Raw genomic sequence first — 19,032 nt, forward strand, 5'->3', positions numbered from 1 at the left:
ATTTTCAAAGCAACCCTGGGCGCGGCGGTGGTGGTGATACTGGCCATGCTGGCCAAGACCAAGAACTATTACATTGCAGGCCTGGTGCCGCTGTTTCCGACCTTTGCGCTGATCGCTCATTACATCGTCGGCAAGGGGCGCTCGCTGGATGATTTGAAAACCACCATCGTGTTTGGCATGTGGTCGATCATTCCGTACTTCGTCTACCTGGCGACCTTGTATCTGATGGTCGACCGGATGCGCCTGGAGGCTTCACTGGCGGTGGCGGCGGTGGCGTGGTTGATGGCGGCGACGGTGCTCGTGACTGTCTGGGTTCGCCTTCACGGCTGACCGCGATCTTCTGTAACTGATCGTTCCCACGCGCAGCAAAGGAATGCAGCCCGTGACGCTCCGCATCACTGGACGCGGAGCGTCCCTAGAGGCATTCCCACGCAGAGCGTGGGAACGATCGAGCGTGTAACGTCAGTTCAACCGTTGACCGTTCCGCCCTTTGCTTCACTCATGATCTGGCGAATAGCACCGACAAACGTCTCCACCGGCTGCCCGCCACTGACGGCATACTGCCCGTTGAATACCACCGTCGGCACCGAACTCACGCCGCGCGATAACCACAACTGTTCTTCTTCGCGAACCTCTTTGGCGAATTCATCGGACGCCAGAATCGCCTCGGCCCGCTGCCGGTCCAGCCCCACGCTTTCGGCGATCCGGGCCAATTGCCCGTGATCGGACGGATTGCCACCCTCGGTGAAATACGCCTTGAACAGTGCGTCTTTCAGGTTGAACTGCAACCCTTCCAGCCCCGCCCAATGCAGCAAGCGATGAGCATCGAACGTGTTGTAGATGCGGCTGTTGCCGTCCGTGCGAAAGGCAAACCCGACCTCGGCGCCGCGCGCGCGGATCATTTCGCGGTTCTTCTGCGATTGCTCAGGGGTCGAGCCGTACTTTTCGCTGATGTGTTCGGTGATGTTCTGGCCTTCGGGGCCCATCTTCGGGTTCAGTTCAAACGGCTGGAAACGGATCTCGGCCTGGACTTCGTCGCCGAGCAAATCCAGGGCACGGGTCAGGCTATACAGACCGACAACGCACCAGGGGCAGGACACGTCGCTGACGAAATCGATTTTCAGGGGGGTACTCATCATTTACCTCGCAGGCTTGAATCGCGCCGGAAAGTTTGAACGATACACCCGCAGGCTGAGCCTGTGTGGCAGCCGTTCCACGATCCCTGTGGGAGCCGGGCTTGCCCGCGATGACGGCCTTCCAGACGACATCTGCGGTGACTGACACACCGCCATCGCGGGCAAGCCCGCTCCCACAGGTTTTGGGGTGTTTGCGAGGGCGTGTCCCGCCGACCGCGCCCTTGATTACTACCTCAAACCGGTCATTCCCAAAGATACCCCACGCAAACCCAGCACCCTTTACCTCATCGCCCCAGACGCCGATAACGAAACCCTGCTGGTCAACGCCTGCGAATCGCTGGCGGCGGCGAGCGTGATGTTGAGTGATTTCGCGGGGCTGCTGAACGGTCCGCAGCGCAATACCGTGCTCGGCATCCAGAACTCCGTCATGTTGGGTGAACTGGCGGTGAACCGGATGCTGGATAACTTCGTTCCAACGTAAGACAGCCTCCCCTGTAATTGAGGCGCTTTTGTGGCGAGGGAGCTTGCTCCCTCGCCACAAAAGCCTGCTCCCACATTGGATTTGGGTGTTATAGAAGATTGCGTTCGGCCACCGGATCGATCTGTGCCCAATGCGAGGTGTCTTCTCGGTGGGCCTGCAAGTACGGCAACACTGCCGCCAATAACGGCGCTTTGAACGCCTCTTGAAAACGATGAGCCAACCCCGGAATCAGCTTCAACTGACTGCCACGGATATGCGCAGCCAGATGCACGCCATGCATCACCGGCAACAACGGATCGGCGGTGCCGTGAACCACCAGCGTCGGCACCCGCAATTGGTTGAGCAGCGCCACGCGGCTGCGTTCGGCGAGGATCGCCATGATCTGGCGCTTCACGCCCTCCGGGTTGAACGCACGGTCATAGGACTGCGCCGCCTGCTGCAACAACGCCTGCCGGTCATCGCTCACCGCCGGGCTACCCAGCGCTGCCAGCAAGTCGGCCTGTTGCTCCAGCGCCACCTCGCGATTTGGTGCGCCACGTCGCGCCAATAACTGCACCAGCGCCGCGCTCGGCGCCGGCAAACCTTCGGCACCCGAACTGGTCATCAGCAACGTCAGGCTCTCGACACGCTGCGGTGCCATGGCCGCCATATGCTGGGCGATCATCCCGCCCATGCTCGCACCCAATACGTGGAATTGCTTGACGTGCAAGGCATCCATCAATCCAAAGGCATCGTCCGCCATGTCGGTCAAGGTGTACGGCGCCGATACCGGCAAGCCGAGTTTGTAGCGCAGCACTTCGAACGTCAGGTTGGCGTCGACAGGCGTCTGCCGCCAAGTCGACAGGCCAACATCGCGATTGTCATAGCGAATCACCCGAAATCCCTGCTGACACAGCGCAACCACCACCTCGTCCGGCCAGTGAATCAACTGCCCGCCCAGGCCCATCACCAACAACAACGCAGGGTCCGAGGCACGGCCAATGCTCTGGTAGGCCAGGCTCACCTGCTCCAGATCGACCCGCTCGGTCGGAACATTGACATCGCAACGAGATGCCGCAAGAGACGGAAAATTGAACAATACAGCGGCCAGAAAGACCGCTGTGGATAAAAATCGTGCACGCATGAAAAACACCGAAACGCAGAACTCCAGTAGAGCGCGAGTCTGATGAAGTTTGTTCAAGCGCGCTGCCACAGTTACGTGACAGTTTGATGAAGATTGCTGAATGGTCATTTCCGGGCACAGCGTATTGATCGGCACCGGTGGCGAGTGGATGTCGTAGACGCCCGGACCGATGTAACGGTTAACCAAACACGTCCAGACCGGAGCCACAATTGAAGTCAGACAAAAAACAGGACGGGGTTGTTTAAGCCATCCCCCGAGCAACAAATCTTCGACGCTATAAAGCGCATCAGCGTCAGGTCACACAGGGCTGAGCTCACATCCGAAGTCACCCTGCTGAATGGACGCCTCAGCGAAGCCAATGCCGTTGAACCCCTGATGGCGGGTATCGACAAGATGGCGACAGTTTGCAACATTGAGTTGCAATCAGTCTCTAACGAGCCGTCACTGCACCGGTTCGCGCGTTCTTTCGTGAATGGAGAACCTTATGACCGCTTCCCCTCCCGGACTCGAGAACGGCGGTCTCCCCGACCAGCCACAGCGCCATGGCATCGCCGGGATTCATCGTGCCCGACAGCGGCGGATCGAGGGCTAGTACAATGTTTTCGGGAGGTTCGAGGAGGGTCATGGCGGCTGCTCCTGCATGGGTTGTTGTACAGGTGCCATGAAATGATGGCGACGGGCCTCTGCCTACTGTCAGATCTGACAGTTGCGACGAGTGGTCGCGAGGTAAGTGCAGAACTTTGTGGCAGTCCCCACGCCACAGCGCAGGCTGCGATCTTTTGCTTTTTCGGGCTAACCCTGCGGATCAAGATTATCGGCGGCTTCGTGGAGTTTTTTGGAGTCGAGGGATTCGTAGGGGGATGCCGGATCGGTTTCCGGTGGGTTGGGTATTGGTTTGAACATGTGAAGCTTTTTGATGAACCGCCTCTGATTCCAGAGGCGGTTTTTTGTCAGTCGGCCAATCAGGCCAACTGGCTACGCAACTGCCGCGCCGCCGCGACCATGTTCACCAGTGCGGCTTCTGTTTCCGGCCATGCGCGAGTCTTCAACCCGCAATCCGGATTGACCCACAACCGCTCCGCCGGAATCCGCTTCACCGCTTTGTTCATCAACTTCACCATCTCGGCCGTGTCCGGCACCCGAGGTGAGTGGATGTCATAGACGCCCGGGCCGATGTCGTTCGGGTAGTCGAACGCTTCGAAGGCCTCCAGCAATTCCATGTCCGAGCGTGAGGTTTCGATGGTGATCACGTCAGCATCCATGGCGGCGATGGACTCGATCACGTCGTTGAATTCGCTGTAGCACATGTGGGTATGAATCTGGGTTTCGTCGCGCACACCGGATGCACTCAGGCGGAAGGCTTCTACCGCCCAGTCGAGGTATTCCTGCCATTGCGCCCGGCGTAGCGGCAAGCCTTCGCGGAAGGCGGCTTCATCGATCTGGACGATCTTGATGCCGGCGTTTTCCAGGTCCAACACTTCATCACGCAAGGCCAGGGCCAGTTGCTGCGCCTGAACTTTGCGCGAAACGTCTTCGCGCGGGAACGACCACATCAGCATGGTCACGGGGCCGGTGAGCATGCCTTTCATGACCTTGTCGGTCAGGCTCTGGGCATAGGTGATCCAGTCGACCGTCATCGGCTTCGGACGGCTCAGGTCGCCATAAATGATCGCCGGTTTGACGCAGCGCGAACCGTAGCTCTGGACCCAGCCGAACCGGGTGAACAAGTAGCCGTCCAATTGCTCGGCGAAGTATTCGACCATGTCGTTGCGCTCGGCTTCACCGTGCACCAGCACGTCCAGGCCCAGGCGTTCCTGGATTTGCACGGCGTGGCGAATTTCGCTGTGCATGGCATCGGTGTAATCGTTGGCCGACAGCTTGCCTTGCTTGAAGGCCTGACGCGCCAGACGGATCGAACCGGTTTGCGGGAACGAGCCGATGGTGGTGGTCGGGAACGCCGGCAGTTTCAGCCGTGCCTGTTGTTGTGCGATGCGTTTGGCAAACGGCGAATGGCGTTGGCTGTCCGCCGCGCCGATGGCGTTGATTCGGGCCTGAACATCCGTTTTGTGGATACGCGGAGATTGAGCGCGACTGGTTGCAATGGCGCGGCTTTCGGCCAGTGCGGCTTGCACCTTCGGCGCTTGCGGATCATTCAGGGCATCACGCAGCACGGCGATTTCACCGCACTTCTGCACGGCAAACGCCAGCCAGCTTTTCAGTTCCGGGTCGAGTTTGTCTTCACGTTCCAGGTCCACCGGGCTGTGCAGCAACGAGCAGGAACTGCTGACCCACAGGTTATCGCCGAAGCGCTCCTGGGCAAATTGTAGTTGGGCCAGGGCTTGCTCCAGTTCGCAGCGCCAGACGTTGCGGCCGTTGACCAGGCCCACCGAGAGAATCTTGTAGGTGGGCAGACGATCCAAAACCTGGCCGAGCTGATCCGGCGAGCGCACTGCGTCGATGTGCAAACCTTGTACAGGCAGGCCGACAGCCAGACCGAGGTTGTCTTCCAGGCCACTGAAGTAAGTCGCCACGAGTTTTTTCAGCGGCGAGTATTGAAGGATGTGATAGGCGCGTTCGAAGGCGTTTTTCCAGGCTTGTGGCAGGTCGAGGGTCAGGATCGGTTCGTCGATCTGCACCCACTCCACGCCTTGAGCAGCGAGGCGGCCGAGGATTTCGCCGTAGATCGGCAGCAGGCGCTCCAGCAGGTCGAGTTTGTCGAAGCCATCACCCTTCGCCTTGCCCAACCACAGGTAAGTCAACGGGCCGATGATCACCGGTTTGACGTTGTGGCCCAGGGCTTTGGCTTCGTCGACTTCATCGAACAGCTGTTCCCAGCTCAGTTTGAATTGTTGATCAGCGCTGAATTCGGGGACCAGGTAGTGGTAGTTGGTGTCGAACCACTTGGTCAGTTCCTGAGCATATTGCGCCTTGCCATGTTCACCGCCGCAGCAGGCTGCGGTAGCGCCACGGGCCATGGCGAACAGGGTGTCGAGTGTCGGCAGGCCGCGGGCATCCTTGGTATTGTCGAAGCGCTCGGGGATGACACCGAAGGTCAGGGAGTGAGTCAGTACCTGGTCGTACCAGGCGAAGTCGCCCACGGGCAGCAGATCGATGCCGGCGTCTTTTTGCAATTGCCAGTGCGTAGCGCGCAATTGGCGGCCGACGCTTTTCAATGCGTTCTGATCGAGGTCGCCCTTCCAGTAGGCTTCGAGGGCTTTTTTCAGTTCGCGGTCTGCGCCGATGCGCGGGAAACCTAGGGTATGGGCCAATGCCATGATGAGAATCCTCCCTGTAAAAGATGCGCTATTGTCGACAGCCCACCCAACATGAGACAAACTCAACCTTTTCGTGTTGATCACAAGTTTTCCTCATGGAGCCCCCGGTGCTTGAAATCCGTCACCTGAAAACCCTGCACGCCCTGCGCGAAGCCGACAGCCTGGTGGATGCGGCCGACCGCCTGCACCTGACCCAGTCGGCGCTGTCACACCAGTTCAAAGAGCTGGAAGAACGCATGGGCATGCCGCTGTTCGTGCGCAAGACCAAACCGGTGCGCTTCACCAGTGCCGGCTTGCGCCTGCTGCAACTGGCCGACGCCACTCTGCCGTTGCTGCGCGGTGCCGAGCGTGACATTGCGCGACTGGCCGGTGGCACTGCGGGGCGTTTGCACATGGCGATCGAGTGCCACAGTTGCTTCCAGTGGCTGATGCCGACCATCGACCAGTTCCGCGATGCCTGGCCGGAAGTCGAGCTGGACCTGGCCTCCGGGTTCTCCTTCGCCCCGCTGCCGGCACTGGCCCGAGGCGACCTGGACCTGGTGGTGACCTCCGACCCGCTGGAACTGGTCGGGATCACTTACGTGCCGTTGTTCACCTACGAAGCCATGCTCGCGGTGGCTAACCAGCACCGCTTGGCGAGCAAGCCGTACATCGTGCCCGAAGACTTGCTCACGGAAACCTTGATCACCTACCCGGTGGAGCGCGATCGGCTGGACATCTTCACCCGCTTCCTGGAGCCGGCCGACATCGAACCGGCCCAGGTGCGCACCTCGGAACTGACGGTGATGATGATGCAACTGGTGGCCAGCGGTCGCGGCGTCTGCGGCATGCCCCATTGGGCGCTGCATGAATACAGTTCACGGGGTTATGTGAAGGCCAAGCGGCTTGGCGAGAAAGGTTTGTTCGCGACGCTTTACGCCGGGATTCGCGCCGACATGCTGGATGCGCCATACATGCGCGACTTTTTGCTGACGGCCAAGGACACGTCGTTTTCGACCCTCGACGGCGTCAGCGCTGTCCGATAGAGCGACCTATCTCCTGTAGGAGCAGCGGTGTCTTGATCGTTCCCACGCTCCCGCGTGGGAACCATCAAGGCTCAGGGGTAATCTCGCGCCACATATGGATCTTGTCGAAGTAGTCTTCGCCGACTCGCACCGCTAATGGTTCCAGACCGAACTGCACGAAACCGCAACGCTGATACAGCTTGAAGGCGGCTTCATTGCCGGCGGTGACGGTCAGCTGGATCAGCCGCAAGCCCTGACGGGTCTGCGCTTCGTCCAAAACGGCCTGAACCAGTTGAAAGCCAAGGCCACGCTGCCGAACCTTGCCTGTCACGTACATGCCAAACAACGTCGCCTTGTGCCGGGCCTTTTCCCGAGGTTCGAACGCCAGGCCGACGATGCCTGCCAATTTGCCCTCTTCGAACGCCCCGAACACTACATCCAGCTTGCTGCTCAGCCGCGATTCCCACCAACTCAGCGGCATCGTCGCGCGCTCGCGCACCGTGGAAGTGAACGCCTGAGGATGCAAGTCATAGGCCTCAAGCATCAGCGCCCGGTAATCCAGGGCATGGCTGGCATCAAGCCGTTCAATCCACATCTTCAGGCCGCTCGCCGCTGCTCAAGCATCAAGCGCACCGCCAACCCGGACAGCACAAAGCCCATGAAGTAACGCTGCATCGCCAGCCAGTTCGGGTTGTTGACGAACCAGGACGCGATGCCCGCGGCAAACAACGCGATCAGCAGGTTGACGCTGAAGCTCACGCTGATCTGGGTCAGGCCGAGGATGATGCTCTGGCTGAACACTGAACCGTGCTCAGGGGTAATGAACTGCGGAAACACCGACAGGTAAAACACAGCAATCTTCGGGTTCAGCGCGCTGGTGAGAAAGCCCATGGTGATCAATTTGCGCGACGAGTCCGCCGGCAGCTGCTGCGCCTCGAACGGCGAACGCGCTCCAGGTTTGACCGCCTGCCAGGCCAGCCACAACAGGTACAGCGCACCGGCCCACTTCAGCACTTCGTAGGCCACCGGCACTGCCATAAACACCGCGGTCAAACCCGCGGCGGCCGCGAACAGGTGCACTAAAAATCCCGCGACCACGCCGAGCAACGAAGTCACTCCGGCCTTGCGCCCCTGGCAGATTGAACGAGAGATCAGGTAGATCATGTTCGGCCCGGGCGTGAGCACCATCAGCAGCGCCGCAGCGGCAAAAATCAGCAAGTCTTGAAGCGGAATCATAGGCACTCTCCATCCCTGGACGATCAGGCGGTTTCGATCAGTGAGGCTCGATAAAACGGCAGGATCAGGTCTCGTGTCAATGGCGCCAGCGTGATTTCGCCGTCGGTGGCCGGATCGATCCAGCGCACTTCTTCAATCTCTGCCGCCGGGGAAACCTGCGAATCGATGGTCAGCTGAAAGAGTTCGGCCTGTACGACATAACCCGGCTCATTGGCGGCCGGTGCCGAGAATTGGCCCAGGTAGGCGGCATGCGCCGGATTGATGACCAGCCCCAGTTCCTCTTCCAGCTCACGGACGAGGGCATAGACCGGTTGCTCATGGGCCTCGATCTTGCCCCCCGGCTGCATGAACGCCTGGGTGCCGCGCTTGCGCACCAGCAGGGTGCGACCGTCGGGGCCGATCAGCAGGGCAGCGGCAATGCGGATGAGGCGGGGCGAAGCGGCGGATGAATGCGTCATGGATCGTGATTGGCCTTGGGTAAAAGCAGCAAGGATCACATGCGCGCCGGTTCTTCGTCACGCCGAAAAAACTCCCTGTAGGAGCGAGGCTTGCCCGCGAAGAAGATGACGCGTAATACCTGAAAAACCGCGGTGCATTCTTCGCGGGCAAGCCTCGCTCCTACAGACTCAACTCGTCTCGAGAATCGCCACTTCCTCCGGCACTTTCACAAAAATGCTGTACTTGGCACCTTCCATCGCCTCGAAAGCGATCAACTTCTCCACCAGCGGCCCATTCAGCACCTTGCCGGCATTGAGCAGCAGCATGCCGTTGTCGGCATTGAGATTGCGCGCCAGGATCATGCCCGCCACCAGATCCCGAGTGGTCAGCACCTTGACCATCGGATCGGCCAGCGTCACGTCGCTCAGATAAGTGGCGCAGACCTGAATGAAATCCTCCACCAGCTCCGGGTCGTAGAGGCGACCAGCGTATTGGCGGATATACACCAGGGCTTCGTCACTGTTCATCTGCCGTTCGAGGATCAGCCCGCGCTGCAACTCGATGAAATCCACCGCCAGTTTCAACAACCGTGAACCGAACGGAATCGCTTCGCCCTTGAGCCGATCCGGAAAACCGCTGCCGTCCCAACGCTCCTGGTGATGCAGGATCAGCCGGGCGGCATCCTTCATCGGATCGAGCGTCATCAGCAGCGACTCACTCTGCTTCGGATAACCCCGATAGCGCTCGCGGTCATTGTGATGCAGCAGGTCCGAAGGCGTGCTCATCATGCTGTCGGTCCAGCTCAACTTGCCGATGTTGTACAGCGCCGCTGCCATGGTCAGGTCACGACTGGTGCCTTCGTCCAGGCCATGGAGTTTGCAGTACACCCGCACCAGTTCGATGATCTGCCGGTTAGTCTGTTTGGCGGGCGGCAGGCGCAGGTTGGCCAGCAATGAAAACACTTCAGTGCCGGTGACATAGCTGCGCTTGAGCTCTTCGTAGGCCAGGTCCAGCATGTCGGCGGTCTGTTGCAGTTCGCTGGTACGGGCCGCGACGTGTTTTTCCAGGGTGGCGTTGAGCAGCTTCAGTTTCTCGTTCTGATCCCGCGTCTCCTGCACCAGACGCAATCGTTCACGCTCGGAATGCTGATAGGCCAGTGATTGTCGCAAGGTCAGCAGCATCTCCTCATCGTGCCAGGGTTTGCTGATGTAACGATGAATCTGCCCTTCATTGATGGCTTTGATAATGGCCGACGGATCAGCGTAACCAGTCAGCATGATCCGTGTGGTGTCGGGATAGCGCTGATGGACGTGAGCCAGCAACGTGGCGCCGTCCATATTGGGCATGCGCGCGTCACTCATCACCAGATCGATCGGCTGCTGCGCCATGATCTCCAGGGCCTGGGCACCGCTGGTGGCCAGCAGTACCTCGTAGGGCTGACCGCGCAGCAGGCGGCGCAGGCTGTTGAGAATCGACTCCTCATCGTCGACCAGCAGTAATTTGGGTTTATCGGTCACAGTCGTGGGGAGTTGCTCTTCCATGGCATTACCTCAAGTGAAACGTGTGCCTTTATGTCGCGCGCGGGGCGAACGTCCTGGCGTGCCCGAGCCTGACCTACAGGCTAGATGATTTTCAGCCCGACCCCGGAAATGATTCGTTTCAGTCAACCGGGCGAAGTGCTGGCCGGGCGACTATGCTCAGATCACTCGGATCCAGAACGATACCCGCTCCATCCAGCGATCAGGGAAGGGATACCCTCTATGAGCTCATTGCACCAACCTGCTGTCAGTACAGGCGCATGTCAGTGAATACGCTGCTTGCGCGGATTAATCGTCGGATTCTCATCGTTGATGACACGGCGTCGATCCATGAGGATTTTGCCAAGATTCTCAGCCCGCCATCGATCGAAGACGACAGCCTGCTCAGCGCCGAAAACGCCCTGTTCGGTACCCCTGCGTCGGTATCGTTGCAAAGTTTCGTCATCGATTCCGCGTTTCAGGGCCGCGAAGCGCTGGACAAGGTCGAGACCGCGCTGGCGAATGACTCGCCCTACGCGATGGCCTTCATCGACATGCGCATGCCGCCGGGCTGGGACGGTCTGGAAACCATCGAACGCTTGTGGCAAGTCGACCCCAAGCTGCAGGTGGCGCTCTGCACCGCGTATTCCGACTATTCCTGGGAAGACATCGCCGAACGCCTGGAACTGGGCGATCGCCTGCTTATCCTGAAAAAGCCCTTCGATGCCATCGAAATTCGCCAGATGGCCAGCGCATTGACCGCCAAGTGGCAAATGACCGAAGACGCAGCACTGAAGATGTCGCTGCTGGAGCATGCGGTCGAAGAGCGCACCCGGGAGCTGTCCGACGCCAACATCATCGTGCAGAACAGCCCGACCATTCTGTATCGGCTGCGAGGCGAACCGTCGTTTCCGTTGATGTACATCTCCCACAACATCACCAAATACGGTCACATCGCGGCGGCCCTGGTGGCGTCGTCCAACTGGGCGCAGGAGCTGATCCATCCCGACGATCAATCGAAAGTCGACACCGCCATGGCCCGAGTGCTGGATCGCCATGCGGCAGGTGCTTCCATCGAGTTCCGGATGCGCACCGGTGACGGTGACTGGCGCTGGGTCGAAAACCGCTATATTCCGGTGCGCGATGATGAAGGCCGTTTGCTGGAAGTCGAAGGCATCATCATCGACATCACCGAACGCAAACTGGCCGAGGAAAAAATCGCCCTGCTGGCCCGCACCGACGGGCTGACCGGGCTGGCCAACCGCGCGACGCTGATCGAACGGCTGCACCAGGCATTCGCCGCCGCCCGGCGCGGGGCCACACCGTTCGCCATGTTTTACCTGGACCTTGATCACTTCAAACGCATCAACGACACCCTGGGTCATCCGGTGGGCGACCTACTATTGCAGGAGGTCGCCAGGCGTATCAAAGACTGCGTGCGCGAAAACGACGTGGTTGCCCGCCTGGGTGGCGACGAGTTCGCGATACTGCAACTGGACGTCGGCGATCCGACCCAATCAGCGGCCCTGGCCGCCAAGGTCCGCGATGCACTGGTGCTGCCCTACTCCCTGGCCGGCAATGATGTGCGGGTCTCGGTCAGCATCGGCATCAGCAGCTACGCACCGGTCAGCCTCAGCGCCGACAGCCTGTTGACCCAGGCCGACATGGCGCTGTATCGCTCCAAGGAAAAGGGCCGCAACCAGTACCACTTCCACTCCGAGGAGATCAATCAGGAAGTGGTCGAGCGCATGACCATCGCCAACGACTTGAAAACGGCCATCGAACACGACGAACTCGAACTGCGTTACTGGCCGGAAGTGGACTTGAGCAGTGGCAGGATCCTCGGCATGGAAGCGCAGGTCAGCTGGAACCACCCCGTGCGCGGTTTGCTGGAAGCCCCGGCGTTTCTGCCCGCGGCGGAAAAGACCGGCACCATTATCGCCCTCGGTCACTGGGTGCTGGAGCGCGCCTGCCGGCAAATGCGCCAGTGGCGAGACGAAGGCATGGCGCCACCGGTGGTGGCGATAAAACTGTCCCTGGCTCAGCTCAAGAGCGGTCCCGAGCTGATCTATGACGTGTTGCGCACCACCGCACGCTGGGAACTGTGCCCATGGGACCTGCGCTTCGACGTCACCGAAGCGACCCTGGCCCAGACCAAGTGGACGCACAACGATGTACTGCCGCGCCTGCGTGAGCTGGGGGTAAAAATCGCCATCGACGACTTCGGCACCGAATACTCTTCGTTCGATTACCTCAAGACTTATCAGGTCAATCACCTGAAACTCGCCCAGACCTTCATCGACATGGCCGCACGCGACCCGGCCAGTGCAACCACCTTGCGGGCCATCATCAACTTCGCCCGCGAGGTAGGGATCGGCATTATCGCCGAGGGCGTCGAAACCCAGGAGCAACGCAGTTCGCTGATGGCCACCGGCTCACCGATGAACGCCCAGGGTCACTATTTCAGCCGAGCGGTCAGCAGCCAACAGGCCGCCGAGTTGCTGAAGGCCGGGAGCATCGTGCATGCCACCCACGAAACTGGAGCGATGCCGGATGACTCGCGGCGTGCCACGGAGGACAAGGAATGAAAACTCCGTCCGTCCAGGCCAACCGGCGCATTCTGATCATCGACGACACACCTTCGATCCATCAGGATTTCCGCAAGATTCTCGGCCCGGATACCGACGACGAACAAACCCTCGCCGGCACTGAAGCAGCGCTGTTCGGCAGCCCCCAGTCGGCGCGGCTGGTGTTCCAGCTCGACTCCGCCTACCAGGGCGAGGAAGCGCTCGAACTGGTCACGCGCGCCCAGGCACAAGGCCGCCCTTACGCCATGGCGTTCACCGACATGCGCATGCCACCGGGCTGGGATGGCCTGGAAACCATCGAACGGCTCTGGAAAGCAGATCCTCACCTGCAAATCGCGCTGTGCACGGCCTTCTCCGATTACACCTGGGAAGCCATGGCCGAACGACTGGAGTTCGGCGATCAGTTGCTGGTGCTGAAAAAACCCTTCGACAGCCTGGAAATCCGCCAGATGGCCAGCGCCCTGACCTGGAAGTGGCAGATGGCGCAGGACGCGGCCATTAAAGTGCAGACCCTGGAGCAAACCATCGAGGCCCGTGTCCATGAGCTGCTCAAGGTATCGCACTTGTTGCAGTACGACGTATTGACCGAATTGCCCAACAGCACCTTGCTGGGCGACCGGCTGAACCAGTCACTGGCCCTGTCCAGGCGACATGACAAGCAACTGGCCGTGATGTTTCTGGGGCTCGATCGCTTCAAACGCATCAACAATGCCTTGGGTCACCCCACCGGTGACGAGATGCTCAAACGTGTCGGGCACAATCTGGTGGCCTGCGTGCGCGCGTCCGACTCGGTGTTTCGTTACGGCTCCGATGAGTTTGTGGTGATCCTGGCTGACATCCACCACCCCCAGCAGACCAAGGGCATCGCCGAAAAGCTCCTGAACGCCATACGCGCCCCTCAACACATCGCCGGCCACGACCTGAGCGTGACGGCCAGCCTGGGCATCAGTATTTATCCAGAGGACGGTTTCGATGCAATCGCGCTGATCAAAAAAGCCGAAACCGCGATGCGCAACGTCAAGGAAACCGGTCCGAACGATTTCAGCTTTTTCATCGATGAGATGAACCAGCGCGCCCGGGAACAGCAGAGCATCGAGTCGGGTATTCGCCTGGCGCTGGAACGCAACGAATTCGTCCTGCACTACCAGCCCAAACTTGACCTGAGCAGCGGCAAGGTGGTCGGCGCCGAGGCGTTGATCCGCTGGCAAAAACCGGGGCAAGGCTGGGTTTATCCGACAGACTTCATCGGTGTAGCCGAAGACAGCGGCCTGATCGTACCGTTGAGCAAATGGGTGCTCGCCCAGGCCTGTCAACAAGCCTGCGCCTGGCAAGCGAAAGGCCTGCCGGAGCTCTGCATGTCGGTGAATGTGTCGGCCATCGATTTCCGTCAGCGGGACTTTGTCGAAGGTATCGAACAGATACTCAAGCAAACCGGTATGGACCCCACCTTATTGGAGCTGGAAATTACCGAAGGCGTATTGATGCAGAATATCGATGCCACGATGGTCTCGCTGAATCGGCTCAAGGCATTGGGCGTGCGGCTGGCCATCGATGACTTCGGCACCGGCTATTCCAGCCTGAGTTATCTGCAACGGTTTCCCATCGATGTGTTGAAAATCGACCAGTCGTTCATTCGTGGCCTGAGCCGGGACAGCAATGATGCGGCCCTGGTCAGCGCCATCATCAGCCTGGGCAAAAGCCTCAAACTGACCGTCATTGCCGAAGGGGTGGAAACCCTTGAGCAACTGAATTTTCTCAAGGGCCTGCAGTGCGAGGAAGGCCAGGGTTACTACTTCAGCAAAGCCGTGGAGCCGGACGCCTTCGTGCAATACCTGACGTCCGTGCAGACCGCTTCATCCACCACCCCATGAACGATGCGCAACGACACTCAGGGCCCTGCGCCAAGGAATCATAAGATGTCGAGCCCCTTCTACTCTCTGCTTCTTGCGCCTTTGCTTGGATACTGTCTGATAGCCAGCGGCGCACCGCTGGACGAACCACTCAAACCCTTGCCCGCGGTGCCCCAGCAGAATCCCTTGCAGGTCGAACTCGGTCGCCGGTTGTTCAACGAGCCACGCCTGTCGGTCAACAACACCCTGTCGTGCGCCAGTTGCCATCGCCTGGAAGTCGGAGGCGCCGACACCCAGGCGTTTTCCATTGGTTTCAACGGCGTCCCCTTGACGATCAACACCCCCAGCGTCTTCAACTCAAGTCTGAATTTCCGGCAATTCTGGAACGGCCGCGCCGACACTCTGGAAACACAAGTCCACGAAGTGGTGCAGAGCCCCAGCGAAATGGGCAGTCATTGGGAACATGTCGTTCAGACACTGACCGCCGACCCGGCTTACAAAAGCGCTTTCGCCAAGGCCTACCCGGACGGCGTGACCATGAACAATGTGCAAAAAGCCTTGGCCACCTATGAGCGCACGCTGATCAGCGCCAACTCGCGTTTCGACCAATACCTGCTGGGCAATACCGAGATTCTGACGATCGAGGAGAAGTACGGTTACCAACGCTTCAAGGACTACGGTTGCATCGCCTGCCATCAAGGGGTGAACATCGGCGGCAACATGTTCCAGAAATTCGGAGTCATGGGCGATTACTTCGAGGTCCGGGGCAACCCCACCGAAGCCGATCTGGGCCGCTATCTGGTCACCAAGGCTGAAGAAGACCGCAATGTGTTCAAGGTTCCGAGCCTGCGCAACGTCGCCGTGACCGCGCCGTACTTTCATGACGGCTCGGCCAAGACGCTCGAAGACGCGGTCGATGTGATGTTCAAGTTCCAGCTCGGTCGCGTGCCCTCGGAGAAGGACAAGACCTTGATCATCAAATTCCTCAAGACACTGACCGGTGAGTGGGGAGGTAAACCTTTATGAAAACGTACCACCGTCGCAACCTCTTGGTGCTCAGTGGCGTGGCCTTGCTATTGGCTTCGACATTGCTGTTTCTGTACCTCAAATCAAGCTCCGACCAGACCGCGACGTACGCCGAGTCCCGGGACCTGATCCGCCAGATCAAACAGCTCAATGCGCAGTGGGAAACCGAGATTCTCAAGGCCAGAATTGCCATCAGCCACAATTACGATCCCCTGGTTGCACCGCTGAACGAGATGACACAGTTGTGGGAGCAGTTCGAGACCAAGGAGACCAATCACGGCCGCAACGACCCCATCTGGCATGCCGGCCATGACGCCTACCACACCGCCGTGCAGGAAAAAACCCGGCTGGTGGAGCAGTTCAAATCCCACAACGCAGTGCTGCGCAACTCACTGGCGTTTTTGCCCACTGCCGAAGACGACATCCAGGAACCGCTTACCCGACTGCTCGACGAAGACAAACTGCAACTCCAGAACATTGCCACCGACACCTACGACTTGCTGCTCAGCAGCCTGGAGTTTGCCCAGGTCACCTCCGACGACAAAGCCGCCGATATCCTGGTCGGGCTGAACAAACTGAAGGTGAACAAGGAACGATTACCGGAGCAGTTTCATAGCCCGATCGATGTCTTGAGCAATCACATCGCGCTGATCCTGCGCGAACAACCCGTGGTCAATCGGCTGCTGCAAAACATCGAAGCCGTTCCTGTGGCCGCACGGCTGGACGACATCACCAGTCTGCTGAACCAGGATCAGCAGCAAACCGAGGCAATCGACCGGCGCTACCACTTCTACATGCTGGTGTTTTCGACGCTGCTGGTGATGGTGCTGGTGTACCTGGCAACTCGCCTTATGCGCAGCTTCGGCGAGATCAATCGGGTCAACAAGGAACTGCAAACGGCCAACGACATCCTCGAACAACGAGTCGAAGAGCGCACCCGCGAACTCAAGGATACCCAGAGCGAACTGCTCGACACCGCGCGCCAGGCCGGCATGGCTGAAATCGCCACTAACGTGTTGCACAACGTCGGCAACGTGCTCAACAGCGTGAACATCTCGGCCGACCTGGTCACCCGCAAGCTGCGTAGCAGCAAGGCCCAGGGATTGGGCAAGGCGATGCAGCTGATCAACGCGCATCAAGACGATCTGGGCGTTTTCCTGACCCAGGACGAGAAAGGAAAACTGCTGCCCGGTTACCTGAACCAACTGGTGGATGCCATTGCCCTTGAACAACAAGGCATGACCGACGAACTCGCGCAACTGAGCAAAAGCGTCGACCACATCAAGGACATCGTCGCCACCCAGCAGTCCTACGCGGGCGCCAACAGCCTGATGGAACCGCTGCACATCAGCGAACTGCTGGAAGACGCCCTGCGGATGAACGCCGGCGCCCTGACTCGGCATCACGTCACGGTGGTCAAGGAGTACGGCGATGTACCGCAAGTCATGGGTGACAAGCACCGGCTGTTGCTGATCCTGATCAACCTGATCAGTAACGCCAAATACGCCATGACCGACCTCAGCAACCGCCCTCGGCAAATGACCCTTGGGGTGAAAGTCGTCGAGGACACGATTCTGCAAATCAGCGTCAAGGACGACGGTGAAGGCATCGCGCCGGAGAACATGACGCGGATCTTTGCCCACGGCTTCACCACCCGCAAGGAAGGTCACGGCTTCGGCCTGCACAGCTGTGCCCTGGCCGCGATCGAGATGAACGGCCATCTCACCGCCCATAGCGACGGGCCGGGCAAAGGTGCTCTGTTCACGTTGCAGATCCCGTTGAAACCCGTCATGGAGGAAGCATGAGCGATCTTTCGAACCGACGTATTCTGCTGATCGACGACACGCCGTCCATCCACGAAGACTTTCGCAAAATCCTCACCCCGACATCGGTGCAGCATGTGGAGCTGGACGAAATGGAGGCCGCGCTGTTCGGCAGCGAAGTGAAGTCCGCCAGCGCCTTGTTCGAACTGGACTCTGCCTATGGCGGTCAGGAGGGTCTGGGCAAACTCATCCAGGCATTACAGGAAAACCGTCCCTACGCCTTGGCCTTCGTCGACATGCGCATGCCCGAGGGTTGGGACGGTGCGCAGACCATCGAACACCTGTGGCAGCAAGACCCGCAACTGCAAGTGGTGGTGTGCACCGCCTATTCCGACTATTCCTGGGATGAACTGCTGGAACGCCTGCACGCTCACGACCGCCTGCTGATTCTGAAAAAACCGTTCGACAACATTGAAGTCCAGCAGATGGCCAACACCCTGCTCACCAAATGGGAAATGACCGAACGGGCGTCCATTCAGATGAGCCATCTGGAACATCTGGTGGATCAGCGCACGGCCCAGTTCAAGCAGGCCAGCGAGGCGTTACAGCGGGAAATCGACGAGCGCAAACAACTGGAAAGCCAATTGGTGCAGTCGGAGAAACTCGCTTCGCTGGGGCAACTGGCGGCGGGCGTCGCCCATGAAATCAATAACCCCATCGGCTTCATTTCCTCCAACCTCGGTGCCCTCGATGGCTACTTCAAGCAACTGCAGGACATGCTCGATGCCTATCGGGAGGCGGAAAACGCCATTGGCTCAAGCGAGGTCATCGACCGTCTCGGTCAATTACGTGAACGGGTGGAACTGGATTTTCTGCGCGAAGACATTCCGCTGCTGATCAAGGAATCCAAGGAAGGCATCGGCCGGGTCGGGCAGATCGTCAAAGACCTGAAGGACTTCTCCCGCGTCGACTCCAATCAGGAATGGCAGTGGACCAATCTGCAACAAGGCATCGAGTCGACCCTGAACATCGTCGCCAATGAACTCAAGTACAAGGCCGATGTGGTGAAGGAGTATCAACAGCTGCCCGACATCGAATGCCTGCCGTCGCAAATCAATCAGGTGATCATGAACCTGATCGTCAACGCCTCTCAGGCGATGGGGCCGGAACGGGGCACCATCACGCTACGCACCAGGCTTGAAGGTGAAACGGTGTCGATCGAGGTCGCGGACACGGGAATAGGCATCGAGCCGGACAACCTGCAGAAAATATTCGACCCGTTCTACACCACCAAACCGGTGGGCCAAGGGACAGGGCTCGGGTTGTCCCTGTCCTATGGCATCGTGAAAAAACATCAGGGCGATATTTCGGTGCGTAGCGAAGTCGGGATGGGTAGCACCTTTCGGGTCGAGTTGCCGGTGCGCCAGACAAAAACAGCGGCTTGAACACCTGTCAAAGTGTTTGATCGTCCCACGCTCTGCGTGGGAATGATCGGTCAAAGGCGCACAATTGACCATAAGTCCCAGTCCGAGCTGTTTTCGTTATTTCTCCAGGCGCAGAATGCCTGGCCGGCCAGTGGAGCGCTTTTAGCTTTT

16 protein-coding genes and 1 pseudogene are annotated in these 19,032 nt (G+C 59.3%); 8 read left to right on the forward strand and 9 right to left on the reverse strand.

Annotation, left to right across the window (positions count from 1 at the left end; translation table 11 throughout):
• Entirely contained in the window at positions 1–330 is a 330-nt protein-coding gene (locus PSH97_RS22280) for a GlpM family protein (protein ID WP_305449853.1), read from the forward strand.
• 137 nt (positions 331–467) lie between these two features.
• On the opposite strand, the gene PSH97_RS22285 is transcribed toward PSH97_RS22280, so the two are convergent.
• Complete coding sequence (locus PSH97_RS22285; RefSeq protein WP_305449854.1) at positions 468–1,136, reverse strand: DsbA family oxidoreductase; 669 nt, start codon at positions 1,134–1,136, stop codon at positions 468–470.
• A 187-nt stretch (positions 1,137–1,323) separates the two neighbouring features.
• Between PSH97_RS22285 and PSH97_RS22290 the strand changes: the two genes are divergently transcribed.
• Positions 1,324–1,617: a DUF6124 family protein gene (locus tag PSH97_RS22290; protein ID WP_305446726.1), complete on the forward strand. Its 294-nt coding sequence runs from the start codon at positions 1,324–1,326 to the stop codon at positions 1,615–1,617.
• Between the two features lie 88 nt (positions 1,618–1,705).
• On the opposite strand, the gene PSH97_RS22295 is transcribed toward PSH97_RS22290, so the two are convergent.
• The 4 genes and pseudogenes from PSH97_RS22295 to metE all read right to left on the reverse strand — a co-directional run bounded on the left by PSH97_RS22295 (position 1,706) and on the right by metE (position 6,015).
• Positions 1,706–2,740: an alpha/beta fold hydrolase gene (locus PSH97_RS22295; protein WP_305425419.1), complete on the reverse strand. Its 1,035-nt coding sequence runs from the start codon at positions 2,738–2,740 to the stop codon at positions 1,706–1,708.
• Positions 2,741–3,170: 430 nt separating this feature from the next.
• The gene (locus tag PSH97_RS22300; RefSeq protein WP_305446727.1) at positions 3,171–3,365 is read right to left on the reverse strand and encodes a hypothetical protein; all 195 of its coding nucleotides are present in this window, start codon (positions 3,363–3,365) and stop codon (positions 3,171–3,173) included.
• Between the two features lie 188 nt (positions 3,366–3,553).
• Positions 3,554–3,643, reverse strand: a pseudogene (locus PSH97_RS28710) (DUF6124 family protein); the annotation flags it as partial.
• A gap of 59 nt (positions 3,644–3,702) precedes the next feature.
• A complete protein-coding gene (metE, locus tag PSH97_RS22305) occupies positions 3,703–6,015 on the reverse strand; it encodes a 5-methyltetrahydropteroyltriglutamate--homocysteine S-methyltransferase (RefSeq protein ID WP_305446728.1) in 2,313 nt (770 codons plus the stop codon).
• Between the two features lie 107 nt (positions 6,016–6,122).
• Here metE and metR point away from each other — a divergent pair, with 107 nt between their 5' ends.
• Positions 6,123–7,040 carry a transcriptional regulator MetR gene (gene metR, locus PSH97_RS22310; RefSeq protein WP_007898547.1) on the forward strand — a complete coding sequence of 306 codons (918 nt, stop codon included), beginning with the start codon at positions 6,123–6,125 and terminating at the stop codon, positions 7,038–7,040.
• A 64-nt stretch (positions 7,041–7,104) separates the two neighbouring features.
• Here the strand turns inward: metR and PSH97_RS22315 are convergent, their stop codons facing one another.
• The 4 genes from PSH97_RS22315 to PSH97_RS22330 form a co-directional block, all read right to left on the reverse strand.
• Positions 7,105–7,614 (reverse strand): GNAT family N-acetyltransferase, encoded by a 510-nt coding sequence (locus tag PSH97_RS22315; RefSeq protein WP_305446729.1) that lies wholly within the window; start codon positions 7,612–7,614, stop codon positions 7,105–7,107.
• Positions 7,615–7,616: 2 nt separating this feature from the next.
• Complete coding sequence (locus tag PSH97_RS22320; RefSeq protein WP_305446730.1) at positions 7,617–8,255, reverse strand: LysE family translocator; 639 nt, start codon at positions 8,253–8,255, stop codon at positions 7,617–7,619.
• A gap of 23 nt (positions 8,256–8,278) precedes the next feature.
• Positions 8,279–8,713, reverse strand: a complete 435-nt coding sequence (locus PSH97_RS22325) for an NUDIX hydrolase (protein WP_305446731.1) — start codon at positions 8,711–8,713, stop codon at positions 8,279–8,281.
• A 168-nt stretch (positions 8,714–8,881) separates the two neighbouring features.
• Complete coding sequence (locus PSH97_RS22330) at positions 8,882–10,234, reverse strand: HD domain-containing phosphohydrolase (RefSeq protein ID WP_305446732.1); 1,353 nt, start codon at positions 10,232–10,234, stop codon at positions 8,882–8,884.
• 257 nt (positions 10,235–10,491) lie between these two features.
• Here PSH97_RS22330 and PSH97_RS22335 point away from each other — a divergent pair, with 257 nt between their 5' ends.
• From PSH97_RS22335 to PSH97_RS22355, 5 genes are read left to right on the forward strand one after another with little or no spacing between them, the layout of a single operon-like run.
• On the forward strand, positions 10,492–12,798 hold the full coding sequence (locus PSH97_RS22335) for an EAL domain-containing protein (RefSeq protein ID WP_305446733.1): 2,307 nt from the start codon (positions 10,492–10,494) through the stop codon (positions 12,796–12,798).
• A complete protein-coding gene (locus tag PSH97_RS22340) occupies positions 12,795–14,669 on the forward strand; it encodes a putative bifunctional diguanylate cyclase/phosphodiesterase (protein WP_305446734.1) in 1,875 nt (624 codons plus the stop codon). The genes PSH97_RS22335 and PSH97_RS22340 overlap by 4 nt, the downstream gene beginning before the upstream one ends.
• Positions 14,670–14,714: 45 nt before the next feature.
• Complete coding sequence (locus PSH97_RS22345) at positions 14,715–15,674, forward strand: cytochrome-c peroxidase (protein ID WP_305446735.1); 960 nt, start codon at positions 14,715–14,717, stop codon at positions 15,672–15,674.
• Positions 15,671–17,479 carry a DAHL domain-containing protein gene (locus PSH97_RS22350; RefSeq protein ID WP_305446736.1) on the forward strand — a complete coding sequence of 603 codons (1,809 nt, stop codon included), beginning with the start codon at positions 15,671–15,673 and terminating at the stop codon, positions 17,477–17,479. Before PSH97_RS22345 ends, PSH97_RS22350 begins: the two co-directional genes overlap by 4 nt.
• A complete protein-coding gene (locus tag PSH97_RS22355) occupies positions 17,476–18,882 on the forward strand; it encodes an ATP-binding protein (protein WP_305446737.1) in 1,407 nt (468 codons plus the stop codon). The genes PSH97_RS22350 and PSH97_RS22355 overlap by 4 nt, the downstream gene beginning before the upstream one ends.
• The last annotated feature ends 150 nt before the right edge of the window (positions 18,883–19,032 follow it).

The organism is Pseudomonas cucumis (assembly GCF_030687935.1).
Classification (GTDB): Bacteria; Pseudomonadota; Gammaproteobacteria; order Pseudomonadales; family Pseudomonadaceae; genus Aquipseudomonas; species Aquipseudomonas cucumis.

Coding starts and splice junctions, on each gene's coding strand:
- metE (WP_305446728.1), bottom strand. CDS start 6,015: ATGGCATTGGCCCATACCCTAGGTTTCCCGCGCATCGGCGCAGACCGC.
- PSH97_RS22330 (WP_305446732.1), bottom strand. CDS start 10,234: ATGGAAGAGCAACTCCCCACGACTGTGACCGATAAACCCAAATTACTG.
- PSH97_RS22355 (WP_305446737.1), top strand. CDS start 17,476: ATGAGCGATCTTTCGAACCGACGTATTCTGCTGATCGACGACACGCCG.
- PSH97_RS22315 (WP_305446729.1), bottom strand. CDS start 7,614: ATGTGGATTGAACGGCTTGATGCCAGCCATGCCCTGGATTACCGGGCG.
- PSH97_RS22340 (WP_305446734.1), top strand. CDS start 12,795: ATGAAAACTCCGTCCGTCCAGGCCAACCGGCGCATTCTGATCATCGAC.
- PSH97_RS22300 (WP_305446727.1), bottom strand. CDS start 3,365: ATGACCCTCCTCGAACCTCCCGAAAACATTGTACTAGCCCTCGATCCG.
- PSH97_RS22285 (WP_305449854.1), bottom strand. CDS start 1,136: ATGAGTACCCCCCTGAAAATCGATTTCGTCAGCGACGTGTCCTGCCCC.
- PSH97_RS22345 (WP_305446735.1), top strand. CDS start 14,715: ATGTCGAGCCCCTTCTACTCTCTGCTTCTTGCGCCTTTGCTTGGATAC.
- PSH97_RS22350 (WP_305446736.1), top strand. CDS start 15,671: ATGAAAACGTACCACCGTCGCAACCTCTTGGTGCTCAGTGGCGTGGCC.
- PSH97_RS22320 (WP_305446730.1), bottom strand. CDS start 8,255: ATGATTCCGCTTCAAGACTTGCTGATTTTTGCCGCTGCGGCGCTGCTG.
- PSH97_RS22335 (WP_305446733.1), top strand. CDS start 10,492: ATGTCAGTGAATACGCTGCTTGCGCGGATTAATCGTCGGATTCTCATC.
- PSH97_RS22295 (WP_305425419.1), bottom strand. CDS start 2,740: ATGCGTGCACGATTTTTATCCACAGCGGTCTTTCTGGCCGCTGTATTG.
- PSH97_RS22325 (WP_305446731.1), bottom strand. CDS start 8,713: ATGACGCATTCATCCGCCGCTTCGCCCCGCCTCATCCGCATTGCCGCT.